The following is a 24,684-nucleotide window of genomic DNA, read 5'->3' on the forward strand; positions in this document are numbered from 1 at the left end:
ATCTATGGCGGTAGTCGGGGTGCGTCAACCGCAACCCGCCGCACGACCCGAACGGAGCAGTTCATGGCGAGGATTCCCGCCCTGGCGCCCGGCGCGCTCGACGAGGCGCAGGCGTCGCTTTACGAGGCGATCGCCGGCGGGCCGCGCGCCGCGGGGCCCCAGCACTTCGCGCTCACGCGCTCCGACGGGTCCCTGCGCGGGCCCTTCAACGCGATGCTGCTCGCGCCGGATCTCGGGGCCGCGCTGCAAGCGGTCGGTTCCGCGCTGCGCTACCGCGGCGCGCTCCCGGATCGTGCGCGCGAGATCGCGATCCTGCTGGTCGCGGCTCGGTGGGGCAGCGGGTTCGAGCGCGAGGCGCACGAGGCGGTCGGCGCGGCGTGCGGGCTCGCGCCCGACGAGCTCGTGGCGCTGCGCGCCCAGGACGCGACCGTGTTCGAGGGGGTCGACGGCGTCGTCGCTCGCGTGGCGCTCGCGCTCCTCGACGGCGACCTGGACGATGCGGTCTGGGCGGAGGCCGACGCCTCGCTGGGGGCGGCGGTCGTCTTCGAGCTCACGACGCTCGTCGGGTACTACGCGACGCTCGCGCTCCAGCTCCGCGTGTTCCGGGTCGAGGGCTGACGGCGTGCGCCCCATTGCTGGACCTCGGCAAGCGAGATAGCGTTTCGTTCTATGAAAGCAGGGGGTTCCGTGAAAGCGACTGAGGACGAGAAGGCGGGCAACCGCTACCGGATCGAGGCGCTCGCCAAGGGTCTCGACGTGCTGAGGCTCTTCGACGAGACCGTCACGGGCCTCAAGCTGCGCGAGATCAGCGAGCTCACCGGCATCCCGATGCCGACGGCCTTCCGCGTCGTCGCGACGCTCGAGGAGGAGGGGTTCGTCGAGCGCCTCGAGGACGGCACGGTGCGGCCCGGCGTCGCGGTCCTCACGCTCGGCTCGGCCGCGCTGCGAGGCTCGAGCCTCGTGCAGGCCGCCGAGCGGCCGCTGCGCCGCCTCGCTGAGGGCACGGGGGAGACCGTCAACCTCGGCGTGCTGCTCGGCGACCACGTGCTGTACCTGGTGCGGCTGCGCAACTCGGACCTCGTGACCGCCAACGTCCAGGTCGGCTCCACGCTGCCGGCCGCCTACACGAGCATGGGCAAGCTGCTGCTCGCCTACCTGCCCGAGTCCGAACGGCACGAGGTCCTGCGCGACCACGACTTCGCGGCCGCTGCCGGCCCCAACGCCGTGGACTCGCTCGACGCGCTCGACGCCGATTGCCTCGCGATCCGCACCGAGGGCTACGCCGTGCAGGACCAGGAGGTCGCGATCGGGCTGCGGTCCGTGTCGGTTCCCGTCTTCGGCGTCGGCGGGACGCCGGTCGCGGCCATCAACATCGCGGTCGCGGCCAACCGTCACAGCGCCGACGAGCTCCGAGGGCCGCTCCTCGAGTCGCTGCGCGCGACCGCCCAGGAGATCTCGCTCAGGCTCTCGGCCGGCTGACGCGTTCGGTGTGACGGCGTTGCCGGTCACGGCTCTGTGACGCGGAGGCAGAACTCGATCGCCGTCTCCAGCAGGGCGTCACGGTCGACCTCGCCCTGCCAGAGATGTCCTGCGCCTGGCACCAGTGTCAGCCGCGCGTCGCAGCCCGCGGCGAGCAGCGCCTCGGCGAGCGCCACGCTCTGCGCGGGCGGCACCGCGCCGTCGTCCGTGCCGTGAGTGATGTGGAACGGGGGCGCGCCCGCTCGCACGTGCGTGACCGGGCTCGCGTCCCTCGCGCGCGCGATGTTCGCGCCGACGGCGTGGCCGAGCCACCCGGCCTCGCGGTTGGCGGGGTCATCGAGCGCGCCCTCGGACTCGGCGAGGGCCACCAGATCGGAGGGTCCGTACCAGTCCACGACCCCGACCACGCCTTCGCGTGCCGCCGGATCGTCGTGCAGGGCGACGAGCGCTGCGAGCGTCGCTCCCGCGGACTCGCCCCACAGCACGATGCGCGAGACATCGATGTCGAGCTCCTCCGCGTGGTCCCGCACCCACGACAGGGCGGCGGCCACGTCGTCCACCTGGGCGGGGAAGCACGCCTCGCCGCTCAGCCGATAGTCGACCGACGCGACCGCGAGCCCCGCCGCCGCGATGCGCGCGAACGGGTCGGGTCCCGGCATCGTCGGCGTGAGCGTGGCTCGGCTTCCCACCCTCCACCCGCCACCGTGCACGAACACCACGACGGGCGCGCCTGGGACGGGGGCAGGGTAGAGGTCGAGGGACAGGGGTCGGTAGCCGACCGGCTCCGCGAACACCACATCGCGGAGCGCGGTCGACTCCCGTGGCTCGGTCTTCACCGAGCTCAGTCCTCGAGGAAGTTGTAATCGGGGCGGAACACCGTCCCGTAGAGCTCTCCCGCGGTCCTCATCTGATCGACGGTCGGGATGAAGAACTCGTTCGGCGTCGGGATGCCGGGCTTGTCGGTGGGGCGGCCCATCGCGTGGAAGAAGCGCGCGAAGCCCGCGGAGCTGACGCCCATGATCTTGGAGGTCGCCTCCATGCGGAACGCGTGGATCGTGCCCTTCGGGACATAGCCGAAGCCGCCTGCCGTGAGCACGCGGTCGTCCTTGAAGCCCTGCTCGTCGTCCATCCACAGGTGGACCGCGCCGTCGATGATGAAGAAGATCTCGTGAGTGAACGGGTGGATGTGCGCGGGGATGATGTCGCCCGCGTTGCCCTCGCAGCTGAAGACGTCGTACTGGTCGTCCGTCTCGTCGCCGGTCAGCAGGATCGTGAACAGCGTGTCGAAGACGACCGACTTCTCGCCCTCGCCGTTGTCGAGGTAGAAGGGCTTGGGGCTGCCGGGGAGGATCCCGGTGTGCTGAGGTGCAAGCGTGCTGGAGTCGTTCGGGGACATCGACCCAACCTCCTTGTGGGGTTCAGGGGCGACGCCGTTGTCGCCCCGGTGGCACCAGCATGGCCGGGTGCACAGGCGAACGGAAGTACGTCCTCCTTAACGATCGTGAGGTGTTCCCTAACGATCCGCCGTGGACGTCCCGGGCGCGCCGCCCGCGGCCCAGGCGCGACGCGCCTCGGTCTGCGCGATCCTGGCGAAGCTCTCCGCGATCTCCGTGCGCTGAGCACGCGTGCACAGGAGCACCGTCGCGGGCTCGATGTCCCGGATCGGCACGAACGCGAGCGTCGGCCTGGGGAAGTGCGACGCCGCAGACGCTGCGGCGATGTTCACGCCCACGCCCGCCTCGACGAGATCGAGGATGCCCTCGATGTCGTTCGCGTGCGCACCGATGCGTGGGTGGCTCCCATCCGGCCGAGGGTCGACGAGCCACCACGCGAGCGCGGCGCGGTCGGCGCCGGAGGCCGCGATGAAGGTCTCGTCCGGGATCTCGTCGATCGAGATGGAGTCCCGGTCGGCGAGCGGGTGGCCGGACGGGACGACGAGCACGCGCGGCTCGGTCCAGAGCGGGCTCGTGCTCACGAGGGCGGGGTCGTGCTCGAGTGGGGCCGCGGCGAGGACCACGTCGACGCGATCCGCCAGGAGCTCCGACACGACCTCGAAGAATCCGACGCGCCGCATCTCGAGCCGCAGGTCGGGGATCGACCTGACCGCGTTCATGATGGTCGCGGTGAGCGGCGCGGCGCCGGCCGCGACCACGCCGATGCGGAGCGTCGGCCCCGTGGCCGCGCGCTGCCGCTCCGCCCACCCGCACAGCTCGTCGTGAGCATCGATGACCTTCGCCGCGTACGGCACGAGGGAGGCGCCGAGGCCCGTGAGCGCGACCGAGCGCGACGTGCGCTCGAACAGCTGGCCGCCGACCGACCGCTCGAGCCCCGCGATCTGCTGGCTCAGCGAGGGCGAGGAGATGGAGAGCCTCTCCGCGGCGCGCCCGAAGTGGAGCTCCTCGGCGAGCACGCTGAAGTACCTCAGGGTGTGGATCGCGACGTCCACGGTGATCCTCCGCACTCGAGGCATCGTCGCCTCGATCGTGAGGAACAGCCTATCCGCGCGGGCGCATTCCCACGAGCGAGACCGTTCAGCCCGCCGGACGTCCGACGCCGCGGTCGGCGATCAGCCTGCCCACGGCGTGCGCCTGCTCGAGCAGGATCCGCCCGATCTCCGGCCTCCGATCGGGTCCGAAGCGCGACTCGACGCCCGTGGCGGACAGCGCCCACGCGGGTCGGCCGGACGCGTCGAAGATCGCTGCGGCCATCCCCCAGCTGCCCTCGACGATGAGCCCAGGGTTGACGACATAGCCGGTGCGGCGAGCGCTCTCGAGGCGCTCGCGCAGGGCGTCGGCCGAGTGCGCAGGGCCCCACGCGGCCGCAAGGTCGGCCCGCGCGAGATAGGCCTCGCGCTCGGCGGCGGGGGACATCGCAAGGATGGCCAGGCCGGCCGAGGCGACGCCCAGCGGGAAGCGGATGCCCTCGTAGAGCACGTGCGAGCGCAACGGGAAGGATCCCTCCTCGCGCAGCAGGCACACGGTCTCGTCGCCTCGACGGGCCGAGAGGAAGGCGCTCTCGCCCGTGTGCCGGGCGACCTCGCGCACCGCGCCGGACGCGAGCGCCGTGATGTCGTAGCGCTCCGCCGCCACGGAGCCCAGGATGTACGCCTCCGGTCCGAGCAGCCATCCGCGGTCAGGGTCGCGGTCCACGAGCCCCTCGGCGGCGAGCGCCGCGAGCAGACGATGCGTGGTCGGCCGGGTCAGGTGCGTGGCCTCGGCGACGCGTGAGGTCGGCAGCGGCGCTCCCGCGCTCGCGCTGAGCGTGCGCAGCACGGCGCCGATCCGCGCGACGACCTGCGCTCCCTGCTCGGCCATGCGCGCCCTCCCCGTTCGTCCACAATGTGGTCTCGTGCCGCGTCTCTGACCACATCGTGTCATGTCATTGACGTGTCCTCTACTGCGAACTAGCGTCCGAGGAATCCACGATGTGGTCAGACAAAGGAGTCGGGCGTCATGGGAAAGCTGTACGGGAGCGCGGCCGAGGCCGTCGCGGACGTGGTGCAGGACGGTCAGATCATCGCCGTCGGAGGGTTCGGGCTCAGCGGGAACCCCACCGACCTGATCGAGGCGCTGCGGGACACGGGCGCGCGTGACCTCACCATCGTGAGCAACAACATGGGGGTCGACGGCAAGGGCCTGGGCGTGCTCCTCGAGGCGGGGCAGGTCCGCAAGGTCGTCGCCTCGTACGTCGGCGAGAACAAGCTCTTCGCCGAGCAGTATCTCGCCGGCCGGCTCGACGTGGAGTTCGCGCCCCAGGGGACGCTCGCGGAACGGATGCGAGCCGGAGGCTCCGGGATCGCGGGCTTCTACACGCGCACCGGCGTCGGCACTCCGGTCGCCGAGGGCAAGCCGACCTCCGTGTTCGACGGCGTCGAGTACGTGCTCGAGCGCGGCATCGTCGCCGACGTGGCCTTGGTCAAGGCTCACCGCGCCGACACCGCGGGCAACCTCAGGTACCGCTTCACGGCGCGGAACTTCAACCCGCTCGCGGCGATGTCCGGTCGCGTGACGATCGCGGAGGCCGAGGAGGTCGACCCGCATCCGCTCGACCCCGACACGGTCGAGACCCCTGGCATCTTCGTGCAGCGCCTCGTGCGCTGCGCGCCGCGCGTCAAGGACATCGAGCAGCGCACGACGAGGGAGGCCTGACATGCCGTGGACGCGTGACGAGATGGCGGCCGTCGCCGCCGAGGAGCTCGAGGACGGCCAGTACGTGAACCTCGGGATCGGCATCCCGACGCTCGTGGCGAACCACCTGCCACCCGGCGTGAGCGTGACGCTGCAGAGCGAGAACGGGATGCTCGGCATGGGACCGTTCCCTCTTGCCGGGGACGAGGACGCCGACCTCATCAACGCGGGCAAGCAGACCGTGACGGTGCTTCCCGGGGGAAGCTTCTTCGACTCGGCGACCTCGTTCGCGATGATCCGTGGCGGTCACGTCGACGCCGCGATCCTCGGCGCGCTGCAGGTCTCCCAGGCGGGCGACCTCGCGAACTGGACCATCCCGGGCAAGCTCGTCAAGGGCATGGGCGGAGCGATGGACCTGGTCGCGGGCACCAAGCGGGTCGTCGTCATCACCGACCATGTCGCGAGGGACGGATCGCCGAAGATCGTCGAGCAGTGCACCCTCCCGCTCACCGGCGTCGGGGTCGTCGACCGCATCGTCACCGACCTGTGCGTCCTCGACGTGGTCGACGGCTCCCTGGTGCTGCGCAGGCTCGCCCCCGACGTCACCGAGCAGCAGGTCGTCGAGTCGACGGGGGCTCCGGTGCGCATCGAGCTGGAGGTCGCGTGAGCGTCGTCATCGCGGGCTACGCCCGCACGCCGTTCGTGAAGTACTGCGGGCAGTTCGCGCGTATCCCAGCGACGGCGCTGGGTGCTCACGCGGCCGCGGCGGCGCTCGAACGCGCTGGACTGGCGCCCGCTTCCGTGGACCGGGTGGTCGCGGGCCAGGTGCTCCAGGGAGGCGTCGGTCAGAACCCCGCTCGCCAGGCCGCGGTCGGCGCGGGCGTGCCGATGACCACGCCCGCATCGACGCTCAACGTCGTGTGCCTGTCCGGCACCGAGGCCGTCGCTCAGGGCGCGCGGCTCATCGAGACAGGCGAGGCCGACGTCGTCCTCACGATCGGCATGGAGTCCATGACGCTCGCGCCCCACGCGTACGCGGGGTCGCGCATGGGCGCGAGGTACGGAGCGATCGAGCTGCTCGACACCATGGCTCACGACGGCCTCACCGACGCGTTCGAGCATCGGGCGATGGGTGTCTCGACCGAGGAGCACTCGGAGCGCTACGACCTCACCCGCGAGGAGCAGGACGCGTGGGCCGCCGAGTCCCATCGACGGCTCGCAGACTCGTCCGCATTCCAGGCCCAGGAGATCGCCCCGCTCGAGCCCAAGCCTGGGGCGGAGGCGGTGACGGCCGACGATGGGGTGCGGCCGGGGACGACGGTCGAGTCGCTCGCCCGCCTCCGACCCGCGTTCGGAGGGCGCGGCACGATCACGGCCGGCAACGCGTCCCAGATCTCCGATGGCGCCGCCGCGCTCGTGCTCGCCCGGGAAGGCGTGGCCCCGAATCCGCTCGCGCGCGTCGTGTCCTGGGCGCTCGTCGCGGGGCCCGACGTCTCGCTCCACGTCCAGCCGGCCAACGCTGCACGCGCGGCGCTCGAGCGCGCCGGAAGGACAGTGGACGATGTGGCGGCCTGGGAGATCTCGGAGGCGTTCGCCGCGGTGTCGCTCGCGTCGACCAGGAGCCTCGGCGTCGATCCCGCGCTCGTCAACGCGCACGGGGGAGCGATCGCGCTCGGTCACCCGATCGGAGCGTCGGGAGCACGCATCGTCGGCACGGTCGCGCGGACCGCTGCGGCGGCGGGAGCGGGCGCGCTCGGCGTCGCGGCGATCTGCGGCGGCGGGGGCCAGGGCTCCGCGGTCGTCGTGGAGGCGCTCTGACCGGTCAGGACGCAGGGCGTCACGAGACGGTTCGTGCCGTGGTCGGCTGCTCGGGGATGCGCGCGGGAGCGCCGGGCGACTCCGTGGCCCACCACGCAGCGAGCAGGCCGAGCTTCTCCGCCGACGCAGATCCGGGCGCGGCGGCGTAGACCGTGAGGGACAGATCCTCGTCCGCGGGGAGCGCGAGCGTGTTGTACTCGAGCTCGAGCATGCCTACCTCAGGGTGGTTCACCCGTTTGATCCCCTCGATGTGGAGGCGCACGTCGTGCCGGGCCCACCGCACGCGGAACTCCTCGGAGCGAGTCGACAGTTCGCCGACCAGGTCCGTGATCTCCTTGTCGAAGGGATTGCGGCCGGCCACCGTGCGCAGGCTCGCGACCGACGAGTCGGCGATGTCCTCCCAGTCCGGGTAGAACTGGCGCGCGCTCGGATCGAAGAAGATGTAGCGGGCGTAGCTCACCCGTTCGCCCATCGCCCGGTACAGGGGGTCGTACAGGGCACGTGCGAGGGCGTTCGTCGCGACGATGCCGGAGGTGCGGTCGCCGAGCACGGCCGCTCCGGTGGACACCGAGTCGAGCAGGTGAAGCAGGCTCGGGCGGATCGACGTCCGCGGGGCAGCGCGCTTGCGCGCCCTGGCGCCCGCGTTCGCGGTGCGCGCGAGGTCGAACAGATGGCGGTGTTCGGCCTCGGAGAAGCGCAGCGCGGACGCGATCGCCTCGAGCACCTCGTCCGAGACGCCTCGCAGGTCCCCGCGCTCGAGCTTCGTGTAGTACTCGACGCTGACCCCGGCGAGCACCGCGACCTCGCCGCGCCGCAGCCCCGGCACCCGGCGATTGCCCGCGGAGGGCAGTCCGACCATCTCCGGGGTCACCTTCGCACGGCGGCTCACCAGGAACTCGCGCACCTCGTCTCGGGAAGTCATGAGACCCACGGTACGTGCCGCATCGTCCCGGAAGGGGGTACTGGTGGTGCCACCCCTGACAGCACCTGGTTCATGTGCGCGAGCCGACGTGAACTTGAGTCATGACCAGTTCAGATCAGACCCCGATGCAGAAGATGATGGGCGGATTCGCCCCGACGTTCGTAGGGCTGACGGATGACGTCCTCTTCGGAAAGGTGTGGTCGCGCACCGACGAGCTGTCCCCACGTGACCGCAGCCTCGTGACCATCACGAGCCTCGTGACCGCGGGCAGCATCGAGCAGCTCAAGGCGCACATCCCGATGGGGATCGCCAACGGCCTCACCGAGGACGAGGTCGTCGAGGCCATCACGCACGTCGCGTTCTACACGGGGTGGCCGCGCACCGTGTCCGCGCTCACCCTCGCCAAGCAGCTGTTCGCACAGCACCAGTAGAGGAGCACCTCATGCAGATCCTTCCCACGATTCCGACCATCAAGAATCCGTCCGAGCAGTTCGCGGGCGACGTGTGGCTCGACGTCATCGCGCCGCCGCAGAGCGACGCGCAGCGCGCGTTCGTCGGCACCGTCCGCTTCGGGCCGCACGCGCGCACCGCGTGGCACTCGCACGCGCGAGGTCAGTTCCTCCACGTGACCGAGGGCACCGCGTACTTCGGCGACCGCGACGGCAACCTCATCGAGGTCCGCGCTGGCCAGACGCTGTACACGCCTCCGAACGAGGACCACTTCCACGCTGCGGGTGACTGCTTCATGCAGCACATCGCGGTGGTCGAGAACGCGGACAACCCCGCGGAGTCGACCATCTGGAAGGAGCACGTCGCCGACGAAGACCTGCCCGGCGCTCGCTGATCCCCTCCCGCATCGTCCCTGATACACCCCACCCCTAGGAGAACCACGCCTCATGAAGGCCACCTACATGTACGGCGCCGGCGATGTCCGCATCGTCGACGTCCCCAAGCCCGTCATACAGCAGCCGACCGACGCGATCGTGCGCACCGTGCGCGCGTGCGTCTGCGGCTCCGACCTGCACCCCTACCACTCGCTGCCCGCCATGGAGCAGGGGCTGTCGATGGGCCACGAGCTCATCGCGGTCGTCGAGGAGGTCGGTGCTGATGTGAAGACCTTGAAGAAGGGCGACTTCGTCGTCGTCCCGTTCGCGTTCCAGGACAATACGTGCGTGTTCTGCCAGGAGGGCATGCAGACCGCGTGCGTCCACGGCGGCTGGTACGGAACTCCGCAGGCGGACGGCCTCCAGGCCGAGTACGCCCGCATCCCGCAGGCCGACGGCTCGGCCGTGGCCGTGCCGGGCGTCGACCCCGAGACCGCATCCGAGGATCTGCTCAAGTCGCTGCTCGCGCTGTCCGACGTCTACCTGACCGGCTTCCACGCCGCATACATGGCGAAGATCGAGGCGGGTCAGACCGTCGCGGTCGTCGGCGACGGCGCCGTGGGCCTGTCCGCCGTGCTCGCCGCCAAGCAGCTCGGCGCCGGCAAGGTCATCCTCATGGGCCGCCACGAGGACCGCACCGACCTCGGCCGCGAGTGGGGCGCCACCGACGTGGTCGCCGAGCGCGGCGCCGAGGGCGTCACCAAGGTGATGGAGCTGACGAACGGCGAGGGCGCCCACGTGGTGCTCGAGGCCGTCGGCCACATGCCTGCTTACGAGCAGTCGTACGGGATCGTCCGACCCGGAGGCGTCATCTCCCGCGTGGGCGTGCCGCAGTACGAGGAGGCTCCCATCGGGTTCGGCTCGCTGTTCGGCAAGAACGCCCGCCTCGCCGGCGGCCCCGCACCCGTGCGCGCCTACCTCGAGGACGCGATCCAGCAGGTGCTCGATGGCACGATCGACCCCGGCAAGGTGTTCGACCGCGTCGTGGGTCTGTCCGAGGTGCCGGCTGCGTACGCCGCCATGGATGCGCGCGAGTCCCTCAAGGTGATGGTCGACCCGGCGCTGTGACCTGGACGCGGGCGCGGCACACCCCCCATGCCGCGCCCGCGTTCCGGAAGCCCGGTGCCCCGCCGAGAGGCGCGGCGCCGGGCGTTCCCGCATCCTGAAACTCGAAGAAGGGACACCGACATGACTGCCTGGTCCGCCGACGAGCTCGCGCGCATCGGCGGCGCGAGCGAGCTCCTCATCACCTCCCGCCGTGCCGACGGCACGCTGCGGGGCTTCGTCACCATCTGGGTCGCCCGCGAGGGCGACGACATCTACGTCCGTTCCGCGCACGGCTTCGACAATCCGTGGTTCCGACGCGCTCGGCGTTCGGGCGCCGGCCGCATCGTCGCCGGGGGAGTCGAGCGCGACGTGACGCTCTCTCTGGTGCCTGAGGACGACGCGGTGCAGACCCGCATCGACGATGCGCTCCACGCCAAGTACGACAGGTACGGGCCGGTGTATGTCGGGGCGATCACGGGTGAGTCGACCTACCTGGGAACGTTCCGCGTCGTCCCCGCCTAGCAGGGGTCCCTCCGCTACGGTGAAGGCTCAGGGGCCGATGCGTCCCGATGCCACGAGGGGAAGAGCATGGACGTCACGATCACCTCCGGACCCGCATTCGCGATCGGGTACATCGCGGTGCCGCCGGGAGGCAGCGTCCGGGTCGAGGCCGGCGCGATGGCGATGACCCGCGGTGACATCGCCATCGAGACCTCCACGCGAGGCGGCTTCATGGCGGGCCTCAAGCGCACGCTCGGCGGCGAGAGCTTCTTCGTCAACGACTTCCACTCCGGGTCGGGCGGACAGGTCGGCGTCGCCGCTGCGCTCCCGGGCGACATGGTCGAGGTCTCGCTCGACGGGACGGGGTCGCTGCTCGTTCAGTCCGGGTCCTGGATCGCGTCCGACCCGGCGATCCAGGTCGACTCGTCATGGGGAGGCGGGCGTTCGTTCTTCTCGGGAGAAGGGCTGATCCTGCTGCGCTGCTCGGGCGTGGGAGAGGTGCTGCTCGCCTCCTACGGAGCGATCCAGAGCGCCACTCTCGCTGCGGGAGAGCGGATGACGCTCGACACCGGGCATGTGGTCGCGTTCGACGACACCGTCCAGTACGGCGTCCGCAAGGCAGGCAGCTGGAAGTCCACCATCCTCGGAGGCGAGGGCCTCGTCACGGACTTCATCGGTCCCGGACGGGTGTGGTTGCAGACGCGCTCGAGCGGCGACCTCATCGACTGGATCCGCCGGGTCAACCCTCAGAGCAACAACTAGCGCGACGGCCGGCGGCCGCGACGCGACCGTGTCGGCGGCTCGGACGGGGCGTCCGCCTCGGTCGCTGTGCGCCTGAGATCCCCGTCACATCCGCTGTCGCCGTGCGCCCGCGATCCTCCACGCTGTCACCATGCCGCCGATAGGCAGGGCAGACGACGAAAGGAGCAAGCCCATGAGCGACGAGTCCACCGACCGGCCCACGATCTCCGTGTGGCGAGTGCTCGCGTCCGCGCACGAGCTCACCGCGGAGCAGCAGGCGCTGCTGATCGCGACGCACACCGTGCACGTGCCCGCAGACCAGGCCGCCTGAAGCGGGAGCGGCCCGCGTCTCAGTCCTCGTCCAGCGAGGAGGCATCCACGGCGTCGCCCAGCTGCGGGCCGCGAAGGCTCTGGCTGCGCAGGTACTTGCGGTCGTCGTTCGCGTACGCGTAGTAGTAGCCGATCAGCAGGCCACCGCCGATGAAGTTGCCGACGAGCACGATCGCGAGGTTGCCGAGCGCGAGGCCGACATCGATGCCGTCCTTCATGCCGACCACCGTGAACAGGACCGTGTTCGCGACCGAGTGCTCGAAGCCCACGAACGCGAAGATGAACACGCTCATGATCATCGCGAGCGACTTCATGAAGTCGTCCTTGATGAGGCCGTTGTAGACCAGCAGCATCGCCAGGTTGATCATGAAGTTGCACAGCACCGCGCGGACGAACAGGTCGCCCCAGCCGGCGGCGCCCTCCGACAGGTAGCCGAGCTTGACGTCGACGCTGTGCTGCATCTGCTCGCCGACAGCGCCATCGCCCAGGCTCGAGAAGTAGACCATGAGCGCCACGACGATCCCGCCCACGATGTTCCCGCCGTAGCACAGCAGCAGGATGCGGGTCGCCCTCCAGGGTGTGGTGCGACGGTAGTACGCGCCGATCGAGACGATCATCATGTTCGACGTCAGCAGCTCGGACTTCGAGTAGTAGATGAAGACCAGCGCGAAGCCGAAGATGAGCGCGCCGACGATCTTGCCGATGTCGACGAGCGAGCCGTCGCCGACGCCCGCGAACGCTGCCAGCACCGTGTAGTTGGTGACGTACATGATCCCGATGAGGAGGCCCGCCATGGCCGCCCTCATGAGATAGATGCGTGCCAGACCGCCGCTCATGGTGGTCTTGGTCTCCAGCGCGTCGAGCACCGTCGAGATGAAGTGCTTTCCCGGGAACAGCTGACTGGTATCGGCCATGGCACCCACGCTACCGACAGTGCGTGCCGCGTGCCGGGATGGACGCACTATCGGGCCTGGCTAACGCTCCTCGTCGTCGCCCTCCTGGGTGACAGGGGACCAGTCCGGGCCCGGCGCGGAAGCGTCGTCCTGCTCCGAGCCCGCCTCGGCGCCGGGGGCATCCTCGGGCTCCTGCGCGTTCTCGGCCGCGGGCTCGTCGTCCTCGGCCGCCGGCCCGGCGAGCACCTCGTCGAAGTCGGGGGCGGTGGACTCGTCTGCGGGCGCCTCGTCTGTGGCCAGCTCATCGGCGGACGCCTCGTCCGGGGCGTCGGCGGACGACTCGTCTGCGGCGGAGTCCGCGTCATCTCCCTCGTCGAGTCGTGTCGCGTCAGGCGCTTCCTCTGCCGCGACGGGCTCCGGCTCCTCCGGCGCGTCCTCCGCCTCGGGGGGCTCCGCGCCGACGGCAGTCTCGTCCTCGTCGTCGGGGACCGCGGAGAATCCCGCCGCGACCGTCGCGAGCAGCCGCGCGCCGTAGCCCGTCGCGCCCGAGGGGCGCCACGCGTCGTCCTCCTCGGTCTGCATCGTGCCGGCGATGTCGATGTGCGCCCACGGCGTGTGGTCGACGAACTCCTGCAGGAACAGCGCCGCCGTCGTCGCGCCGGCGTAGGGCCCGCCGATGTTCGCGATGTCCGCGATCTTCGAGTCGATGAGCTTGCGGTACCTCTTCTCGAGCGGCATGCGCCAGACCTGCTCGTCGACCGCGGCGGCGGCGGCCTCGACCTGCGCGGCCATGTCGTCGTCGTTGGCGAAGAACGCGGCACGCGACTTGCCGAGCGCCATGAGCGCCGCGCCGGTGAGGGTCGCGATGTCGATCACGGCGTCGACTTCGGCCTCGACCGCGAGCGACAGGCCGTCCATGAGGACCAGGCGGCCCTCGGCGTCGGTGTTCTTGACCTCGACCGTCTTGCCGTTGCGCGCGACGAGCACGTCCCCGAGCTTGGTCGCGGACCCCGAAGGCATGTTGTCGGTGCACATGAGCCACGCCGACACCTTGGCCTTCACGCCCAGGTCGGCGAGCGCGGTGAAGGCTCCGAGCACCGCGGCGGCGCCGCCCATGTCGATCTTCATGAGCAGGTGCATCGGGTCGGAGGGCTTGAGGCTGATGCCGCCCGAGTCGTACATGATGCCCTTGCCCACCATGCCGAGGTGGCCGATGACCTCGCCCTCGGGGTTGTAGGTGAGCACGATGAGGCGCGGCTCCTCGGCGCTGCCGGCGTTGACGCCCAGCAGGCCCCCGCACCCCATCTCCGCGAGCTCCTCCGGGCCGAGAGCGTCGACCTCGAAGCCGTAGCGGTCGCCGAGCTGCTCCGCGACCTCTCCCATGCGGGTGGCCGTGAGGATCCCGGCGGGCGTGTTGGCGAGGTCGCGCGCGACGACCGCGGCGCGGATCGTCGGCGCGGCCGCGGCGACGCCAGCCTCGATCGCCTCGCGAGACCCGCCGTCGACGAAGACGCCCAGGGCCTCGAGCGGAAGGCACTTCGCCTCGTTCTTGAGCGCGGTGTAGCGGTAGCGCCCCAGGATGGCGCCCTCCACCAGGGACGATGCGGCGGCCGCGGGGTCCAGGTCGGTGGCCGCGACGGCGACGGTCAGGTGCCCCGACTCCTTCGCGAGCACGCGAGCGGCGACCGCCGCCGAGTCGCGGATCGTGTCGAGGCTCACCTCGTCGGCGGACCCGATCCCGGCCAGGATGATCGGCCGGTCGCCGTGGGGGACGACCGCGGTGCTGCCGGCCTCTCCCGTGAAGCCGATGGCTGAGAGGGCGGAGGCATCGACGCCAGGCGCCTTGGCGGGATCGTCGGACGTCACGAGGAAGGCGATCGGCCCCTCCGGGAGGGCGCCGGGCTGAGGCTCCGGCACCGCATCGAGCGAGGAGAGCGGCGCGCTCTCCGGGTCAAGGACATCTTCCGAGGGAGCCATGGACGATCCTTTCCTTCCCCTGCATGCCGACCGGTCTCGTCGTCTTCGACTCTAGCCCCGCGCGGGCCTTTCGCGCCCGGATTTCCCGGGCGTTCGCGGACGCGCCGTCAGTACCCGGCAGGGCTGCGAGCGGTGTAGTGCTCCTCGAGCGAGGCGACCTCCGCGTCGGTGAGCTCCACGTCCACGGCCGCGGCCGCATCGTCCAGGTGATGCGGCTGGGTGGCGCCGACGATGGGTGCGGAGACGACGGGGTTGCGCAGCACCCATGCGAGCGCCACCTGAGCCATCGGGACGCCCCGGTCCGAGGCGATCCTCTCCACCGCTCGCACCACGGGCTCGTCCGCGTCGATGAACGTCGCGTCCGCGACGGCGTCGTTGGTGTTGCGCGAGGTCGTGGTGCCCCAGGGCTTGGTGACCTTGCCCTTCGCGAGCGGCGAGTAGGGGATCGCTCCCACGCCCTGATGAGCGAGCAGGCCCATCATCTCCCGCTCCTCCTCGCGGTACAGCAGCGAGTACTGGTCCTGCATCGACACGAAGCGCGTCCACCCGTTCAGGTCCGCCGCGTGCTGCATCGTCGCGAACTGCCACGCGTGCATCGCCGAGGCGCCGAGATAGCGCGCCTTGCCGGCCTTCACGACGTCATGGAGCGCCTCCATCGTCTCCTCGATCGGGGTCTCGGGGTCGAAGCGGTGGATCTGATAAAGGTCCACGTAGTCGGTGCCGAGCCGCTTCAGGGACGCGTCGATCTGCTCCATGATCGCCTTGCGGGACAGGCCCTGCCCGCCGGGGCCGTCGTGCATCCTGAAGTGGACCTTGGTGGCCAGCACGACCTCGTCGCGAGTGCTGAACTCGCGGATCGCGCGCCCGGTGAGCTCCTCGCTCGCCCCCGCGCTGTAGACGTTCGCGGTGTCCCAGAACGTGATGCCGAGCTCGGCGGCCTGGCGATAGAACGGCGCTGCGTCGTCCCACGCGAGCGCGCCCCACTGGGGGACCGTGGACTCGGGGCTGCCGTAGGTCATGGTGCCGAGCGCGACGCGGCTGATGCGGAGCCCTGAGGATCCGAGTCGGGTGTACTGCATGGCGTTCTCCTTAAGCCTCGGGGATCACGTGATCGAACCACTCGTCGCGCGCGGCCTCGGGGTCCGGGCCGCCGCGCACTCCCGTGTCGAGGGAGTCGATCGCCGCGACCTCCTCCTCGGACAGTGTGAACGAGAGGACGTCGAAGTTCTCGGCGATGCGCGAGGGCGTCACCGACTTGGGGATGGCCGAGCGGCCCTCCTGGAGGTGCCAGCGCAGCATCACCTGGGCGGGCGTCCTGCCGTGCGTCGTCGCGATCGCGGCGATCGTCGCATCGTTCAGCGTGGAGGACCTGCCGTCCGTGAAGCCCGGGTAGAACGTGATGCCTCCGATGGGGGACCAGGCCTGCGTGAGGATCCCATGCGCGGCGTTCGCCTCCTGCGCCTCGCGCTGCTGGAAGTGCGGGTGCACCTCGATCTGGTTCACGGCAGGGACGATGCTGGTCTCGCCGAGCAGTCGCGCCAGGTGGTCGGGCATGAAGTTGCTGACGCCGATCGCGCGCACCTTGCCGTCCGCGTAGAGGGTCTCGAGCGCCTTGTAGGCGGCGACCACCCGCTCCCACCGGGACGGGGCGGGCTGATGCAGGATCAGCAGGTCGAGCTGCTCGACGCCGAGCTTCGCGCTGGCCTTGTCGAACGCGTGGAGCGTCTCGTCGTAGCCGTAGTCGCTGACCCACACCTTGGTCTCGAGGAAGAGGCCCTCGCGGGGCAGGCCCGATGCGGCGATCGCCGCGCCGACGCCCGCCTCGTTGAAGTAGGCCGCGGCGGTGTCGATGTGGCGGTAGCCGACGCGAAAGGCCTCGGCGACCGCGGTCGCGGTCTCGGCGGGCGGTGTCTGGAAGACGCCGTAGCCCAGGGCGGGCATCTCGACGCCGTTGTTCAGGGTGAGAGTGATCATGCGGTCACGGTACGCATGGACGATGCGGGCCAGGGAGGGACTGCCGTTACCCCGAACGGGCGTGCCCCGGTGGAGCCGGTGGGCTTGCCGTCGCGAGGCAGGCACTCGCCGTCCCTCCCTCATCCAGGGCGGTCGCCGTACGGTGATGGCATGACGGACCGGAACGAGATCACCGACTTCCTGCGCAGCCGGCGCGCGCGCATCACGCCGCAGCAGGCGGGGCTGCCCGCCTTCGGCGGCAACCGCCGCGTCCCCGGGCTGCGCCGTGAAGAGGTCGCGATGCTCGCGGGCGTCTCGGTCGACTACTACGTGCGGCTCGAGCGCGGGAACCTTGCAGGCGCCTCCGAGTCGGTCTTGGACGCGCTCGGACAAGCCCTCCAGCTGGACGATGCCGAGCGTGACCACCTGTACGACCTCGCCCGGGCGGCGGGGCCCGCATCGTCCCGTTCCAAGGCGCGACCCGCGTCGACCGTGCGGCCGACGATCCAGGCGATCCTCGACTCGATCTCGGCGCCCGCATGGGTGCGCAACGGGCGGCTGGACCACCTCGCGCACAACCGTGCGTCGCGTGCCCTGTACTCGCCGCTGCTCGACAGCCCCGAGCGTCCGACCAACACCGCGCGGTACGTGTTCCTCGACGAAGGCTCGCGCGAGTTCTTCGTCGATTGGGATCAGGCCGCGGCCGACGTGACCGCGCTGCTGCGCATGGAGGCGGGCAAGCGTCCGCGAGACAAGGCGCTCACGCAGCTGATCGGCGAATTGTCGACCCGTTCCGAGGCGTTCCGCACCCTGTGGGCGCGCCACGACGTCACGTTCCATCGCTCGGGCCGCAAGCGGCTGAAGCACCCCGCCGTGGGCGTGCTCGACCTCGAGTTCGAGGGCATGGAGCTTCCCTCCGATCCCGACCTCACCCTGCTCGTGTACGCGGTCACGCCCGGCACCCCGACCGCCGATCAGCTCACGCTGCTCCAGCACTGGGCCGACGAGCGCGAGGCGCAGGGGCTGCTCGCGGACGTCAGCGGCACCTCGCGCTGAGCTGCGGTGCGCCGCCGGGCGTCAGAACTCGATCATCACCTTGAGCGACTCGCGCTGGTCCATCGCCGCGTAGCCCGCGGGCACGTCCTCGATGCCGATCGTGCGGTCGAAGACCTTGCCGGGGTCGATCACGCCGTTCAGCACGTCCTGGATCGCGTCCTCGAGGTAGGCGCGCACCGGCGCCACGCCGCCCGTGAGCGTGAGGTTGCGGCCGAACAGCGAGCCCCAGCCGACGCCCGCGTCCTCGTACTGCGGCACGCCGACGCGCGAGATCACTCCGCCCGTGCGGGCGATCGAGTGGGACTGGACGTAGGCGGGCATGAGGCCCACGGCCTCGAGCACCACGTGCGCTCCGAGCCCGTCGGTGAGGTCCAGGACCTTCGCGATGCCCTCCTCGCCGCGCTCGGCGACGACGTCCGTCGCGCCCCACGCGAGGCCCAGGTCGGTGCGGTCGGTGTGTCGGCCCATGAGGATGATCCGCTCGGCGCCCATGCGCTTCGCCGCGAGCACTCCCGACAGGCCCACAGCGCCGTCGCCCACCACGGCGACGGTCTTGCCGGGCGCGACCCGGCCCATGAAGGCCGCGTGATAGCCGGTGAGGTAGACGTCGGAGAGCGTGAGGAGCGACTTGAGGAGCGCATCGTCCGCGCTCGCGGCGTCGACGCCGGGAACCTTGACCAGCGTGCCGGACGCCTGGGGGATGCGCGAGTACTCGGCCTGCAGACCGGGAACGCCGTTCGAGCCGTAGTAGCCACCGTGCGGGCACGCGGTGTGGAAGCCGTCGACGCACGTCGGGCACGTGTTGTCGGCGTAGGCGAACGGGACGACGACGAGGTCGCCCTTCGCGACACCCGTCACCTCGGAGCCCAGCTCCTCGACCACGCCGATCTGCTCGTGACCCATGGCCTTCGCGGGAGTGCCCGCGGGCTTCGAGTGGAACGGGTGCAGGTCCGAGCCGCAGATGCAGGAGCGCACCGCGCGCACGATCGCGTCGGTGGGCTCGACGAGCACGGGATCCGGCACGGTCTCCACGCGGACGTCCCCTGCCTCGTACATCACTGCTGCGCGCACTCGTGTTCCTCTCGTCGGGGCGGCCGACGCCGCCAGTGGCACGCTACCCCGGGCGGTGGGGCGCTCATGACCATGCACGGCGGCTCGTCTGCGCCCGTTCCAGTCCGGATGCGCGGCGCACGACCGCCTGCGAACCGCCCGCGGGTGCGAGGATGCTCAGAGGAGAGGAGGCCGAGATGGCCGGCGACGAGGCTCCGGAGCGCCAGCGGTTCCCGCGGGCGGTCTACGACGTGGGCGACGACCCCGACCCGCGTCTCTCGCTCGCCAACGAGCGCACGTTCCTCGCCTGGATCCGCACCGCGCTCGCGCTGCTCGCTGGCGGCCTCGCGCTTGACGCGTTCGAGGTGCCCATCGACGCGACGCTGCGGAGCGTCGCCGCGTTCGCGCTGCTGGCGGTCGGCATCCTCGCCGCGCTGCAGGCCTGGTTCGGCTGGGTCCGCACCGAGCGCGCGATGCGCGAGGGGCGTCCTCTCGGGCCGCCGCGCGTGGCGCTGGTGCTCGTGATCGGGTTCGTCGGCGCGGCGGTCGCCGTCGTGCTGGGCGTCGCGCTGCGATGACGGTCTACGACGAAGGCCTCCAGCTCGAGCGCACGCTGCTCGCGTGGCGGCGCACGTGCCTCGCGATCGCGGTGGGGGCGCTCGGGCTCGCGAAGTACGGCGGCGACACCGCCGGGCCAGCGGTCGTCGCGCTGTCCGCGGTGGGCCTGGTGCTCGCAGTGGTCGCCTACGCGCTCGCGTCTCGCCGCTACCACCGCCGGCACGGCACCCTCACGGGAGGCGAGAGGCTCGGGTCCGGCGGGCGCTCGCACGCGGCGCTCGCGGGCGCCGTCGTCGCGATGGCATCGGCCTGCCTCGTCATGGCGGTGCGCTGAGGCCTGAGATGCCGTGGCCTGAGCGGCGAGGCTCACCGCGTTTCACTTGACCCGATCGCGGCGATGCGCGCGCAGGCTGGGCACGCTCTGACACAGGACGGCCCTGTGCCCCGGCGTGTCGCCCGCGACACGCCGATGAGCGATCCCGCGCTGTGTCAGAAAGTGTCCGCGCGCGGGCCGAAGGGGCCGGCAAGCGGGCTGCCGCGGCGCTCGTGGGCTGCCGCGGCGCTCGCGGACGTCCGCCGCTACTGCGTGCGAGGGCCCCTGATCTGGGAGTGCAGGCGCGTCATCCTCGAGTCGAGCTCGGACGCCGCGACCGCGGCCTCCCTGAGCTCGTCGGTCAGCTCGTCGGGCACGTCCTTGTCGTACTTGTAGTAGGTATTTCATGAAAGTCGATCTACCAGGCGCGATGCACGTCGATTTGCTGTCTGGTCAGCACCAGGTCAGCACCAGCGCGGACAAGGGCCGTTTTCTGGTCCGTTTCGACCCCCTCGACGGTGGTCGCGACGCCCCCTCAGCGCAGCGCGCGAGGTCGGGGTCGATCTACCTGAACCGTACAGTGCGCGGCGGGCACCGTCACCCGCGCCGGTCCAGTTCGCCGCGCAGCGCGTCCAGCCCCGCGACCCACGCCCACGGCTCCGGGGCAGGATCGCTACCCGTGACACACCACGCCGTCAGCCCGTCCAGCATGGGGCGATCCTCCCGACGCTGGCGATAGCCGACGAACTCCAACAGGGACCGCTCTAGCTGTTCTTCCCCGGAGGGTTGTGAACGTGTGAGGTAGGCGAAGGCCTCCGGGACGATGTGGGTTACCACACTCACTTCGTTCCACGGAGGCCTTCGTGACCCACGCTAACGCTCCCTTGACGCCCGAGGGGCGTCGCCGGCTTGCTTCTCTCATCGTTGATGAGCATTGGACGGTGCGCCGTGCCGCCGAACGGTTCCAGGTCTCGCCCGCGACCGCGTCGCGGTGGGCTCGGCGGTATCGCGACGGCGTAGCGCTCACTGACAGATCCTCACGGCCTCGCCACTGCCCTGGACGTCTCAGCGTGCGCAGGGAACGCAGGATCATCGCCTTGCGGTTCACTCGCCGGTGGGGTCCGCACCGCATCGGCTACCACCTGGGAATCCCTCGCTCCACGGTCGGCCGAGTGCTTGAGCGTTACCGGATGCCGCTGCTGCACCATCTTGATCAAGCCACCGGACTCACGGTGCGCAAGCCCAAGCCCGTGCGCTACGCCAAGGACGCTCCGGGCGAGCTGATCCACGTCGACATCAAGAAGCTCGGACGCATCCCCGACGGCGGTGGCTGGCGCAAGCTCGGACGCCAAGCCGGGCGACGCAACAGCCGCACCCGTGGCCGGGGATACGCCTACCTGCATCACGCCGTCGACGACTGCACCCGCCTGGCCTACTCCGAGCACCTCGACGACGAACGCAAGGAGACCGCAGCCGCGTTCTGGATCCGTGCCCGAGCGTTCTTCGCCGACAATGGCATCACCGTGACCGCCGTGATGACCGACAACGGCTCGTGCTACCGCTCACGGCTGTTCGCCAAGACGCTCGGCGAGGACATCAAGCACGTCCGCATCCGCCCCTACCGACCGCAAACCAACGGCAAGGTCGAACGCTTCAACCGCACCCTGGCCACCGAATGGGCCTACGCCGAGACCTACCGCTCAGACGCGGCCCGCGCCGCGACCTACGCGGACTGGCTCCATCACTACAATCACCATCGACCCCACACCGCGCTCGACGGCTCAACACCAGCCGACCGCGTTCACAACCTCACGGGGAAGAACATCTAGCGCGCTGGGGCCGTTGGCCCCCTCGGTGACGTAGGCGCGCTCACACGTCGGGCACAGGAACCCCGCCCGCGCCGCATTGTCCCGGCCCCCAATGGACTTGACGCGGAACGTGTGCGGCGTCCACGGCTTCGAGCGGGTCAGCGCCGTCACCGCGTCCACACCGCAATACAGGCACCCCCCGGACGGGCACGGCTGGCGCGTGGGCCGGTCCACCTTGGCCGCGAGCATGTCCACGTAGGCGGCGCGCGCGTCGTCGCGGTCGTCGTCGCTCACGTGCCCCCACGGGGTCAGCGTCCCCTGCTGCGCGTTCGCGCCCTTGACCGTCACTGGTGACAGGCGTGCGGCGAACTGGGCGGCGGCTCCCGCGTCCATCATCGCGGCGACCACGCGCAGCATGTCCGGGGCCGTCGTCGGCGGTGCCTGGCCCGCCAGTTCGCACCCGTCCAACGCACACCACACGCGCGCCGCCACGATGTCCGGGGAACCGTAGCGGCGTCGTAGCGCGTCGTCGTGCGCCCAACGCTGCGCGAGGTCGCGACGGGCCGCACACGCCTGACACAACGGCAGGACCACCTGCCCGCCACCCTGGGGCGTCAGCCCCATGCTCAGCGTCGTCTCAGTCCCCATCGTGGTGACGGTGACCGTGGGCGGCTCGGTTTCCATCCTGACCGCCAGCCCGCACCGCGCGCACCCGCGCACCCCCTCGGGTAGATCCTTGACCGGCTGTGTCCGGTCCACGGCCTCGAACTCGGCTTGGAACCTGTTGCGCTTGCTCATGCCTGCCCCCTGTTGCGGTGTCGGTTGCTGTGTCGTCTGGGTGCGTTCGTGTCCTGTCGTGGGCGCGCGCCGGGGGCGTCCGTGACGGGTCGCGTGCCGTCCGGCGTTGGGGCGCGCAGCGCGGGGGTGTGGAACTTGGGCGGCGGCGCGCCCGGCTCGGGCTTGGGGTAGCCCGCTGCGGCCATACGATCACCACACATCGCGGTGTGACCCCCGGACGGCCAGCACTCCATGCCAGCGGGCACGTCGTGCGTGGGGCAGCGGGTCGCGAGGATGCGCGCCCACGCGCGGGCGGACTGTTCGGCGGTGCGGGCGCGGGCGGCTTCGTCTCGGGCTGCGCGCTCGGCGTCGGTGGGTTTGTCGCTGTGTCGGGGCATGACGGAATCCAGTGATCCTCAGGCCCGGCCCTTCTGCCAGCGGCGTGCATCGCACCTTCGGGTGGGCGACGCTTGCCCCCCACCGTACGCGCGTGGTGTCAGTCGCGCACGCCAGCCTCGATGCGCTGCCGGGTCAGACGCCGGATCGTGTAGCGCGTGAACCATGCCGTGAAGAAACCCCAGGCGATGAACCACGCCGCTACCGCCCACACTCCAAGTGCCTCGTAAAGCGACCGTTCTGGGAAGAAGGCCGCGATCCAAGCGCCTCGGCTGTACACATTGGAGTCTTTCCAGGAAGCGTTGGCGAACGCGGTGCCAGCGGCCGTGAGCATGCCGATGATCGGCAGCACGGCTGTGGTCGCGGCCACGACTCGGCGTTGCGAATAGCGTTGCGGATTCCGGAAAACGTCGGTGCCGTGGCATAGCCAAACCAGGAAGCCCAACAGACCCCAGAAAGCAAGCATGCCAACCCAGAAAACCACGTGTCCCCAGTTCACGTACGCCCCCAGTCGCGTCCGAGTCGATGCCCGATTCTTTCACGCGGACTCGGCACCTCCGCGCTAACTCGCGTCGGACTCCGCGATGCGGCGCACCACGCCCTCGGCCTCGGCCACGGGTCCACCCAGCCGTGCCTCGGCAGCGTCAGCGGCCTCAGTCGCCTGCCGTGCCGCCAGACGTAGGCGGGCGACGGCCTCGGCGCTCGTGGGCGGGCCTGGCGGCATCTGCACCACGGGAACGTCCTCACTGGTCCCCAGGCCGTAGGCGTCAGCCGTGAGCCGGTCTGCGAGGGCCTGCCAGTGGCGTACCTCGCTCGGGGGCAGGTCCGCGAGGTTCATCGCTTCACGCGCCGTTCTCGCGATGCCTGAGGCGGCTTCGGCGCGGGCCTGCCGCTCGGTCTGCGCGTCGATCACGGCGGCACGGTAGGCACGCTGGCGGGCACGGTCGCACTCGGCGTCCCACCACGCGGCCCGCGACACCCACTCATGCGCGCTCGACCAGCGGAACACGGTGCGATGGGACACGCCCACGGCCTCGGCTGTCGATCTGAGCGAGCGCGTCGGCCCGGCGTCCCGATAGTGGGCGAACGCGCCGAACGCCCTCGGCGTCTCCCCGTCCTGACGCTCCCACCGCTCCGGGTGCTGCATCGTCGTCATGGTCCTTCCCCTTCCCCTCGGGTCAGGCTCTCTAGAGCCTCGGTGTAGCCCGCGAGCATGTCGGGCGTCATGTCGGCGGCGTCGGGCACCGTCTCGGAGAACCAGGCCAGGAACCAGCCGTGGACGTGATCGCGCAGCGCGGGCCGTGCGTCCATCCAGTCCCAGAACCAGTGTCCGGGGTCGTCGCGGGCGGCGAGCAGCGCGGCCACGAACTCGTCCCACGTCAGCACGTCGTGGACGTGATCGCGCTCCCGTCGCCTCACAGCGGCCCCCTGGTGCTCCTCAGCCGCTCTAGCAGCGCCGCCTGGACACCGCGCCTGCTGAGCGTCTCCTCGGGGGCGTCTGTGACGATCAGCGCGGCCCTGTCGAGTAGAGACGCCAAAGGCTCGGCGTCCGGGTCGTCCTGTGCGACGTGGACGGCGAGGAACTCGCGGAACGCCGCCGCGAGGTTGTCGGCGTCGGGGTCGATCACTCGCGCCTCCGTCGTGTGATGTCGGCGCGCTGTACCTCGGCGTCGGTGAACGTGTCGAGCACCTGCCGGACCTCGTGCGTCGTAAGCCGCTGTCCAGCGTCGTGAGCGCGGGTCCGCACCTCCTGGTCGTCGGGATCGGCGGCGAGTGCGCGGATCGCGTGGGCGAGCCGTTGCTGGTCGCGGGTCATGTTCATGCTCGGGTTCCTCTCGTGGTCGTGGTCGTCTCGGTCTGCAAGGTCGCCTTGGGGCGTCCATCCGGCGCGTGAGCATCCGGCCTGCGTCGGGGCGAGTCAAGGGCGGCTTCGCCGTCGCTCCGCGATGGGCCTGCGGCCCACCCTGGACACACCCCGTCTCCGGCCTCTGGTGCTCCGCTATCGGATGGATGCCCCCGGTGTGCTGGTCGGTGTCCCGGTCTCGGCAGGGCAT

General features: G+C 70.8%; 31 protein-coding genes. 15 read left to right on the forward strand and 16 right to left on the reverse strand.

Going from position 1 to position 24,684, the window contains the following annotated elements:
• The first annotated feature begins 63 nt into the window (after positions 1-63).
• Positions 64-618, forward strand: a complete 555-nt coding sequence (locus AOP78_RS04450) for a carboxymuconolactone decarboxylase family protein (RefSeq protein ID WP_062202019.1) — start codon at positions 64-66, stop codon at positions 616-618.
• 69 nt (positions 619-687) lie between these two features.
• Positions 688-1,479, forward strand: a complete 792-nt coding sequence (locus AOP78_RS04455; RefSeq protein ID WP_160297593.1) for an IclR family transcriptional regulator — start codon at positions 688-690, stop codon at positions 1,477-1,479.
• Between the two features lie 26 nt (positions 1,480-1,505).
• Here the strand turns inward: AOP78_RS04455 and AOP78_RS04460 are convergent, their stop codons facing one another.
• The 4 genes from AOP78_RS04460 to AOP78_RS04475 all read right to left on the reverse strand — a co-directional run bounded on the left by AOP78_RS04460 (position 1,506) and on the right by AOP78_RS04475 (position 4,793).
• Complete coding sequence (locus AOP78_RS04460; protein ID WP_062202021.1) at positions 1,506-2,315, reverse strand: alpha/beta hydrolase; 810 nt, start codon at positions 2,313-2,315, stop codon at positions 1,506-1,508.
• A gap of 5 nt (positions 2,316-2,320) precedes the next feature.
• On the reverse strand, positions 2,321-2,875 hold the full coding sequence (locus tag AOP78_RS04465; protein ID WP_062202022.1) for a quercetin 2,3-dioxygenase: 555 nt from the start codon (positions 2,873-2,875) through the stop codon (positions 2,321-2,323).
• A 117-nt stretch (positions 2,876-2,992) separates the two neighbouring features.
• Positions 2,993-3,925, reverse strand: coding sequence for a LysR family transcriptional regulator (locus AOP78_RS04470; protein ID WP_062202023.1), 933 nt, complete (start codon positions 3,923-3,925; stop codon positions 2,993-2,995).
• An 85-nt stretch (positions 3,926-4,010) separates the two neighbouring features.
• Positions 4,011-4,793 (reverse strand): IclR family transcriptional regulator, encoded by a 783-nt coding sequence (locus AOP78_RS04475; RefSeq protein WP_062202024.1) that lies wholly within the window; start codon positions 4,791-4,793, stop codon positions 4,011-4,013.
• 138 nt (positions 4,794-4,931) lie between these two features.
• On the opposite strand from AOP78_RS04475, the gene AOP78_RS04480 reads away from it, so the two are divergent.
• From AOP78_RS04480 to AOP78_RS04490, 3 genes are read left to right on the forward strand one after another with little or no spacing between them, the layout of a single operon-like run.
• The gene (locus AOP78_RS04480) at positions 4,932-5,627 is read left to right on the forward strand and encodes a CoA transferase subunit A (RefSeq protein ID WP_062202025.1); all 696 of its coding nucleotides are present in this window, start codon (positions 4,932-4,934) and stop codon (positions 5,625-5,627) included.
• Position 5,628: 1 nt separating this feature from the next.
• Positions 5,629-6,273 (forward strand): CoA transferase subunit B, encoded by a 645-nt coding sequence (locus AOP78_RS04485; RefSeq protein ID WP_062202026.1) that lies wholly within the window; start codon positions 5,629-5,631, stop codon positions 6,271-6,273.
• Entirely contained in the window at positions 6,270-7,424 is a 1,155-nt protein-coding gene (locus tag AOP78_RS04490; RefSeq protein ID WP_062202027.1) for an acetyl-CoA C-acyltransferase, read from the forward strand. The genes AOP78_RS04485 and AOP78_RS04490 overlap by 4 nt, the downstream gene beginning before the upstream one ends.
• Positions 7,425-7,443: 19 nt before the next feature.
• Here AOP78_RS04490 and AOP78_RS04495 read toward each other — a convergent pair whose 3' ends face one another.
• A complete protein-coding gene (locus AOP78_RS04495; RefSeq protein ID WP_062202028.1) occupies positions 7,444-8,346 on the reverse strand; it encodes a helix-turn-helix transcriptional regulator in 903 nt (300 codons plus the stop codon).
• 101 nt (positions 8,347-8,447) lie between these two features.
• Here AOP78_RS04495 and AOP78_RS04500 point away from each other — a divergent pair, with 101 nt between their 5' ends.
• The 6 genes from AOP78_RS04500 to AOP78_RS15185 all read left to right on the forward strand — a co-directional run bounded on the left by AOP78_RS04500 (position 8,448) and on the right by AOP78_RS15185 (position 11,850).
• Positions 8,448-8,777 (forward strand): carboxymuconolactone decarboxylase family protein, encoded by a 330-nt coding sequence (locus AOP78_RS04500; protein WP_083979836.1) that lies wholly within the window; start codon positions 8,448-8,450, stop codon positions 8,775-8,777.
• Between the two features lie 11 nt (positions 8,778-8,788).
• Positions 8,789-9,190: a cupin domain-containing protein gene (locus tag AOP78_RS04505; protein ID WP_062202030.1), complete on the forward strand. Its 402-nt coding sequence runs from the start codon at positions 8,789-8,791 to the stop codon at positions 9,188-9,190.
• 52 nt (positions 9,191-9,242) lie between these two features.
• Positions 9,243-10,298 carry a zinc-binding dehydrogenase gene (locus AOP78_RS04510; protein WP_174442375.1) on the forward strand — a complete coding sequence of 352 codons (1,056 nt, stop codon included), beginning with the start codon at positions 9,243-9,245 and terminating at the stop codon, positions 10,296-10,298.
• Positions 10,299-10,418: 120 nt separating this feature from the next.
• Complete coding sequence (locus AOP78_RS04515) at positions 10,419-10,799, forward strand: DUF2255 family protein (protein WP_062202031.1); 381 nt, start codon at positions 10,419-10,421, stop codon at positions 10,797-10,799.
• Between the two features lie 66 nt (positions 10,800-10,865).
• Positions 10,866-11,540, forward strand: coding sequence for a TIGR00266 family protein (locus AOP78_RS04520; RefSeq protein WP_062202032.1), 675 nt, complete (start codon positions 10,866-10,868; stop codon positions 11,538-11,540).
• A 172-nt stretch (positions 11,541-11,712) separates the two neighbouring features.
• Positions 11,713-11,850, forward strand: a complete 138-nt coding sequence (locus tag AOP78_RS15185; protein WP_160297594.1) for a hypothetical protein — start codon at positions 11,713-11,715, stop codon at positions 11,848-11,850.
• A gap of 19 nt (positions 11,851-11,869) precedes the next feature.
• Here the strand turns inward: AOP78_RS15185 and AOP78_RS04525 are convergent, their stop codons facing one another.
• From AOP78_RS04525 to AOP78_RS04540, 4 genes are all read right to left on the reverse strand, one after another.
• Positions 11,870-12,763: a formate/nitrite transporter family protein gene (locus AOP78_RS04525; RefSeq protein WP_062202033.1), complete on the reverse strand. Its 894-nt coding sequence runs from the start codon at positions 12,761-12,763 to the stop codon at positions 11,870-11,872.
• A 60-nt stretch (positions 12,764-12,823) separates the two neighbouring features.
• A complete protein-coding gene (locus AOP78_RS04530) occupies positions 12,824-14,719 on the reverse strand; it encodes a leucyl aminopeptidase (protein ID WP_062202034.1) in 1,896 nt (631 codons plus the stop codon).
• Positions 14,720-14,826: 107 nt separating this feature from the next.
• A complete protein-coding gene (locus AOP78_RS04535; RefSeq protein ID WP_062202035.1) occupies positions 14,827-15,798 on the reverse strand; it encodes an aldo/keto reductase in 972 nt (323 codons plus the stop codon).
• Positions 15,799-15,808: 10 nt separating this feature from the next.
• Positions 15,809-16,693, reverse strand: coding sequence for an aldo/keto reductase (locus AOP78_RS04540; RefSeq protein ID WP_062202036.1), 885 nt, complete (start codon positions 16,691-16,693; stop codon positions 15,809-15,811).
• A gap of 150 nt (positions 16,694-16,843) precedes the next feature.
• Between AOP78_RS04540 and AOP78_RS04545 the strand changes: the two genes are divergently transcribed.
• Positions 16,844-17,728, forward strand: coding sequence for a helix-turn-helix transcriptional regulator (locus AOP78_RS04545; protein WP_062202037.1), 885 nt, complete (start codon positions 16,844-16,846; stop codon positions 17,726-17,728).
• A 21-nt stretch (positions 17,729-17,749) separates the two neighbouring features.
• Here AOP78_RS04545 and AOP78_RS04550 read toward each other — a convergent pair whose 3' ends face one another.
• A complete protein-coding gene (locus tag AOP78_RS04550) occupies positions 17,750-18,799 on the reverse strand; it encodes an alcohol dehydrogenase catalytic domain-containing protein (RefSeq protein ID WP_236685294.1) in 1,050 nt (349 codons plus the stop codon).
• A gap of 176 nt (positions 18,800-18,975) precedes the next feature.
• On the opposite strand from AOP78_RS04550, the gene AOP78_RS04555 reads away from it, so the two are divergent.
• The 3 genes from AOP78_RS04555 to AOP78_RS04570 all read left to right on the forward strand — a co-directional run bounded on the left by AOP78_RS04555 (position 18,976) and on the right by AOP78_RS04570 (position 21,478).
• Positions 18,976-19,356, forward strand: a complete 381-nt coding sequence (locus AOP78_RS04555; RefSeq protein WP_062202039.1) for a YidH family protein — start codon at positions 18,976-18,978, stop codon at positions 19,354-19,356.
• On the forward strand, positions 19,353-19,670 hold the full coding sequence (locus tag AOP78_RS04560; RefSeq protein WP_062202040.1) for a DUF202 domain-containing protein: 318 nt from the start codon (positions 19,353-19,355) through the stop codon (positions 19,668-19,670). The genes AOP78_RS04555 and AOP78_RS04560 overlap by 4 nt, the downstream gene beginning before the upstream one ends.
• An 842-nt stretch (positions 19,671-20,512) precedes the next feature.
• Positions 20,513-21,478 (forward strand): IS481 family transposase, encoded by a 966-nt coding sequence (locus AOP78_RS04570; protein ID WP_062202042.1) that lies wholly within the window; start codon positions 20,513-20,515, stop codon positions 21,476-21,478.
• Here the strand turns inward: AOP78_RS04570 and AOP78_RS04575 are convergent.
• From AOP78_RS04575 to AOP78_RS04600, 6 genes are all read right to left on the reverse strand, one after another.
• Positions 21,431-22,255: a hypothetical protein gene (locus AOP78_RS04575; protein ID WP_062202043.1), complete on the reverse strand. Its 825-nt coding sequence runs from the start codon at positions 22,253-22,255 to the stop codon at positions 21,431-21,433. The genes AOP78_RS04570 and AOP78_RS04575 overlap by 48 nt on opposite strands.
• Before the next feature lie 475 nt (positions 22,256-22,730).
• Positions 22,731-23,129 carry a hypothetical protein gene (locus AOP78_RS04580; RefSeq protein WP_152659403.1) on the reverse strand — a complete coding sequence of 133 codons (399 nt, stop codon included), beginning with the start codon at positions 23,127-23,129 and terminating at the stop codon, positions 22,731-22,733.
• 63 nt (positions 23,130-23,192) lie between these two features.
• On the reverse strand, positions 23,193-23,786 hold the full coding sequence (locus tag AOP78_RS04585; RefSeq protein WP_062202045.1) for a hypothetical protein: 594 nt from the start codon (positions 23,784-23,786) through the stop codon (positions 23,193-23,195).
• The gene (locus tag AOP78_RS04590) at positions 23,783-24,049 is read right to left on the reverse strand and encodes a hypothetical protein (protein ID WP_062202046.1); all 267 of its coding nucleotides are present in this window, start codon (positions 24,047-24,049) and stop codon (positions 23,783-23,785) included. Before AOP78_RS04590 ends, AOP78_RS04585 begins: the two co-directional genes overlap by 4 nt.
• The gene (locus AOP78_RS04595; protein WP_062202047.1) at positions 24,046-24,258 is read right to left on the reverse strand and encodes a hypothetical protein; all 213 of its coding nucleotides are present in this window, start codon (positions 24,256-24,258) and stop codon (positions 24,046-24,048) included. The genes AOP78_RS04590 and AOP78_RS04595 overlap by 4 nt, the downstream gene beginning before the upstream one ends.
• A complete protein-coding gene (locus tag AOP78_RS04600) occupies positions 24,255-24,452 on the reverse strand; it encodes a hypothetical protein (RefSeq protein ID WP_062202048.1) in 198 nt (65 codons plus the stop codon). Before AOP78_RS04600 ends, AOP78_RS04595 begins: the two co-directional genes overlap by 4 nt.
• Positions 24,453-24,684: the final 232 nt, after the last annotated feature.

The sequence above is a fragment of the Demequina salsinemoris genome (genome assembly GCF_000974805.1).
GTDB lineage: Bacteria > Actinomycetota > Actinomycetes > Actinomycetales > Demequinaceae > Demequina > Demequina salsinemoris.